This is a genomic window from Lentibacillus salinarum (assembly GCF_042679865.1).
GTDB lineage: Bacteria > Bacillota > Bacilli > Bacillales > Amphibacillaceae > Lentibacillus > Lentibacillus salinarum.
In genome coordinates, this window is record NZ_JBHTNH010000049.1 from 1 (window position 1) to 3,719 (window position 3,719).

At 36.5% G+C, this 3,719-nt stretch carries 5 protein-coding genes; all 5 read left to right on the top strand.

Annotation, left to right across the window (positions count from 1 at the left end; translation table 11 throughout):
• Window positions 1–219: 219 nt before the first annotated feature.
• The 5 genes from ACFQ4A_RS16530 (at window position 220) to ACFQ4A_RS16550 (ending at window position 3,561) form a co-directional block, all read left to right on the top strand.
• A complete protein-coding gene (locus tag ACFQ4A_RS16530) occupies window positions 220–435 on the top strand; it encodes a hypothetical protein (RefSeq protein ID WP_382402513.1) in 216 nt (71 codons plus the stop codon).
• Window positions 436–549: 114 nt separating this feature from the next.
• Window positions 550–966, top strand: a complete 417-nt coding sequence (locus ACFQ4A_RS16535) for a GNAT family N-acetyltransferase (RefSeq protein WP_382402514.1) — start codon at window positions 550–552, stop codon at window positions 964–966.
• Window positions 967–1,276: 310 nt separating this feature from the next.
• On the top strand, window positions 1,277–1,948 hold the full coding sequence (locus tag ACFQ4A_RS16540) for a hypothetical protein (RefSeq protein ID WP_382402515.1): 672 nt from the start codon (window positions 1,277–1,279) through the stop codon (window positions 1,946–1,948).
• A gap of 30 nt (window positions 1,949–1,978) precedes the next feature.
• Window positions 1,979–2,671 carry an OmpA family protein gene (locus ACFQ4A_RS16545; RefSeq protein ID WP_382402516.1) on the top strand — a complete coding sequence of 231 codons (693 nt, stop codon included), beginning with the start codon at window positions 1,979–1,981 and terminating at the stop codon, window positions 2,669–2,671.
• Between the two features lie 275 nt (window positions 2,672–2,946).
• Window positions 2,947–3,561: a flavin-containing monooxygenase gene (locus ACFQ4A_RS16550; RefSeq protein WP_382402517.1), complete on the top strand. Its 615-nt coding sequence runs from the start codon at window positions 2,947–2,949 to the stop codon at window positions 3,559–3,561.
• Window positions 3,562–3,719 lie beyond the last annotated feature (158 nt).

Here is a 3,719-nt window from a genome sequence, read left to right on the forward strand (position 1 = left end):
AAGTAACGAGGAACTTATAATCGAGTAAATTACGGTAGATGGAACGCGGAATGCGGGGAAACTTGCACGTTCCGTGTGGAGCAGGGGAAAAGCCGGAGATAATTTCAAACGCTTACCTATTGCTGACGATTCCGGAATAAGATTTGGCGCCTACTCCTGGGGAAAAGGACCATTTAATGGCACAGTGGTAGAATAGTTCAAAATTGGAAGGGTTGAAACTTGAAAGGGGAATTGATAGATAAAGAAAAAATAGTACCAGCTATATTGATTTCATTCTGCTTTTTCTTTGCGGTTATTGTTATAAGTGAAAGCATAATAGTTGTTGTCACGTCTAATTTGATTCTTAAGGTCACAGGTCTTGTTATGATAATTGTTATGTCATTAGCTTTAGGAGCCCTTGGAGGGATCCATATTTTAAAGAAAAAGAAAGGGTAGCAACTAAAATAACTTTATACCGTAAACGGGCGCGTTTGTGGCATAGTGGTGTTCTGGAATCAGGCCATTTTGCGGAATAACTGTATAAAAATATTGATTGGTGTGAAGCAATGAATGAAATACAGTACAGATGTTTCATTAGAAAACGAATTTAACAATGAACATTCGATTCATCATAAAAGTGCAAAAAGAAATGAATCAGTACAACCCACAAATATTATTGTAACTGATGATAAGGACAGATGGATTGGCGGAATTATTGCGGAGGTTTATTGGAATTGGCTTGAAATCAATGACTTTTGGTTCGACGAAAATTTTCGTGGTAAAGGGTTAGGAAGTTCGTTGTTGAGTAAAACGGAAGAGATAGCCTCAGGAAAAGGGGCAACAAGCGTAATGTTAACCACGTTTGAATTTCAAGTCCGATCATTTTATGAGTTATACGGTTATAAGGTTGTTGGAGAAGTTAGAGATTACCCACCAGGAAGTAGTTATTACACAATGGTCAAATCATTGGAGCCAATAATGGATTAATTAAACTACCAGAATAGGGCGTAATTCTGGAATAAGATTCATGCCACATTTGCTTTAATATAATGGGGCCATTTTGTCGAAAAAATTCTCCAAAGACAATTCAATATTTATGATAAAATAGTTATAAATGATAGTGAGAAGATGTTGTATGTTGGAGGTGAAGTGGAACGGGTATATTAGGAATATTTGGTTTTTTCTCTATCGGCGCGTTCATTACATAACATATCAAAAAAACTGAAAAATATTTATTTTTGCAAAAAGGCAAAATTGATGTATAAGAGTAATATATTACCCAAATAGGAGGATTTTTATGACAAAACGTATTTTTCTATTGTGTTTAACATTAATTTTTACAGTATTTGTCGCTGTTGCCTGCAGCAATCAAAGTAATGATAGTGATGCACAAAATAACGAAGAGGAATCGGATCAATCGAATGAAGTTGAAAATGAGGCGCGTAATCAAGATAACGAGGCTAATGACTCAAATTCAGATGACACACAAAACGATGAAGAATCTGACTCTGGATTAAATGACGATAACGAACAATCAATTTCCTCTGATGATAATGCTTCTGCTGATAACAATGATCTACCTGAGACCATTGAAATAGATGAACAAATTCAGCACGAGGAAGGTGTTACTTTTACACTGGAGCAAATCTCCTTTGAAGAAGATCATATTACAGTAGATTTTAATGCCGAGAATCATTCTGGTTTTTCCCAGTATCTAGCGAGTGCAGGCAGAGCTAAAAGTTCCAATTTAGGCGGTATCACGTTGCAGGATGATACAGGTTATGACTATAGATATGTTGCTGATGACGACTCTGATAGAATAGAGCTTGAGGATCAGGAAAAAGTTACTGGGACGGTTAGTTTTGCGGGAAGAATTCAAGATGATGCCCAATCACTGACGTTAACATTCAATCCTAATAATGTGGAGCCAGAATTTTCTTTTGAAGATATTGAAATAGAATGGCAGTAACTAATTCATATGTGGAGAGGAGTATCCTCATTGCATTCCATTTTTAAAAAATATTTCATTCTCATCATATGTGTGATTTTTATTTCCGCTTGTACGAATGCTGGAGAAAATAATCATAAATCAACGAATGACCAGGCTGCATCAAACGATGAAAACGATACGACAACTGTTGACAATATGGAGAATGACGAAAGCGATTCTGATAAAGAAGAGAATATACCGAAATCGGAATTCATTATAACTGAAATGTCAATAGGATCCATTTTTTTTAAAAGTAGCATGGATATTGATTCCAGTTTTGAAAAAGAAGTGATGGAAACGTTAACTGAGTTTAATGCAGTGGGGACTGAGGATGGTGCAAAGTTAACGTTGCCTGAAGATATTTTGTTTGATTTTGATTCAAGTGAATTACGTCCTGAAGCTGATAAAGCGATTAATCAACTCGTGCAAGTGATAGATACAACCGATGATGAAGTAACAATCGTTGGACATACAGATAGTAAAGGCGAGGATAGCTATAACCAGGAACTGTCTGAGAACCGGGCGAATGCTGTTCTTGAAGCATTCGCCGACGAAGGTGTTGAGAAGGATCGTATGGCCGCTGAAGGAAAAGGTGCTTCGGAGCCAATTGCTAAAAATACAAATAGTGATGGTTCGGATAATCCTGAAGGTAGACAGAAAAATCGTCGGGTAGAAGTGACCGTGCATGGATTTAATCAATGATATTACAATGTTTAAGGGGATATTTATCATGAAGTAAATGCCAAAAAGTTATGGTGTTTATTTGGCAAGTAGAAAATGTATGTAATGACAATTAAAATTCAAATAAGTCTAATGATAATCAGAAGGTTTAATAATACGAACGGGCGCGATTGCGGCATAATAGTATTCAAGAATAGGGCCAGATTGTTTAATAAAAAATTTATGAAAACAACAAATTACCCCTCTGTGATCGTATAAGATACAATATAAGTAATACTGTGTGGGGGTATGATAATTTGGAACATGTCTATGAGGTTATTATTATTGGCGCAGGTCAAGCAGGTATTGCTATGAGTCATCAATTAAAACAAAAAGGAATAGAAAACCATATCATGATTGATGCTCTAAAATGTATTGGAGACTCCTGGCGTTCGCGTTATAAATCGCTTGTATTATTCACGCCGAGATCACATTCTGCTCTTCCAGGACTAGAAATGACGGGGGATCCCGATTCTTATCCAACAAAGGATGAAATGGCTGATTATTTGGAAGGTTACGTAGCACATTTTAATTTGCCTCACAAAATGAATACAGTCGTTACAAAGATTGAAAAAGAGAATAATTATTTTAACGTATTTACAACAGGTGAGAAGCTTCAATCAAGGAAAGTTATTGTAGCTTCAGGAGCCTTTCAAAAAAATCATATACCACCCATAATACTTAATGAGAATGCGGTATCACACGTCCACTCTTCCTCATACACCGAACCTAAAGATCTTAATAATGGAACTGTATTGATTGTAGGAGGAGGTAATTCAGGAGCGCAAATTGCGATGGAGCTGTCGGAGGATAGAGAAGTCATCCTTGCGATATCACATAAGTTAAAATTCCTCCCTTTAGAAGTCCGGTGAAAAAGTCAAATTGTGCTAGGAATTTCCCTGGTTGATGTCGAATATTGTCTGTAGAACACTTATAAAAGGATGGTCCGTTTATGCATTCACCAAAGCAAAACCACGTTCAACCCAGCATGTTTCAATATATTGATATGGAGGATCTCATTCCCGAGCAC

Bases quoted from the DNA above. Each gene is read 5' to 3' on its own strand.
- ACFQ4A_RS16535 (WP_382402514.1), top strand. From the start codon at position 550: ATGAAATACAGTACAGATGTTTCATTAGAAAACGAATTTAACAATGAA.
- ACFQ4A_RS16540 (WP_382402515.1), top strand. From the start codon at position 1,277: ATGACAAAACGTATTTTTCTATTGTGTTTAACATTAATTTTTACAGTA.